General features: G+C 65.7%; 1 protein-coding gene. It reads left to right on the top strand.

The annotated features are described in order from the left end of the window. Positions 1-17: 17 nt before the first annotated feature. The coding region (locus MKL20_RS09065; protein WP_313902713.1) for a Crp/Fnr family transcriptional regulator at positions 18-644 on the top strand (627 nt) is incomplete at its 3' end.

The following is a 644-nucleotide window of genomic DNA, read 5'->3' on the forward strand; positions in this document are numbered from 1 at the left end:
AGAGTCTGCCGGTTCGGGTGCGGACCCTCTCAGCGCGACAGGACATCGTGCGGGACGGAGACCGGGCGACCCAGTGCTGCGTCATCCTCGAAGGCTGGGCGTGTCGGTACAAGTTCCTGAGCGAAGGGCGCCGCCAGATCGTCTCGTTCCACATCGCGGGCGACATCCCGGATTTGCAGAGCCTGCACATCCCGCTGATGGACCACACCCTCGGGACGATGACCCAGGCCACCGTGGCGTTCGTCCCGCACGAGAGCATGCACGACCTCACGGCCCGCTTCCCGACCATCGCCGCCGCGCTCTGGCGTGACACGCTGATCGACGCGGCGATCTTCCGGGAGTGGTTGATCGCCATGGGCCGCCGCCCGGCGTTCGAGCACTTGGCCCACCTGTTCTGCGAACTGTACCTGAAACAGGAGTCGGTCGGTCTGGCGGGTGATCACCGCTGTCCGCTTCCGATCACCCAGACCGATCTCGCCGACGCTACGGGGATGACGAGCGTCCACATCAACCGCGTGCTGAAGGAGATGCGCGGTCGCGGGCTGATCACACTTCACCGGCAGACGCTGGTGGTTAAGGCGTGGGACGAGCTTGTCCGTGCCTCCGAGTTCGACGCGACCTACCTGCACTTGCAGATGCGAACG

This window comes from Methylobacterium sp. E-066, assembly GCF_022829635.1.
Taxonomy (GTDB): domain Bacteria; phylum Pseudomonadota; class Alphaproteobacteria; order Rhizobiales; family Beijerinckiaceae; genus Methylobacterium.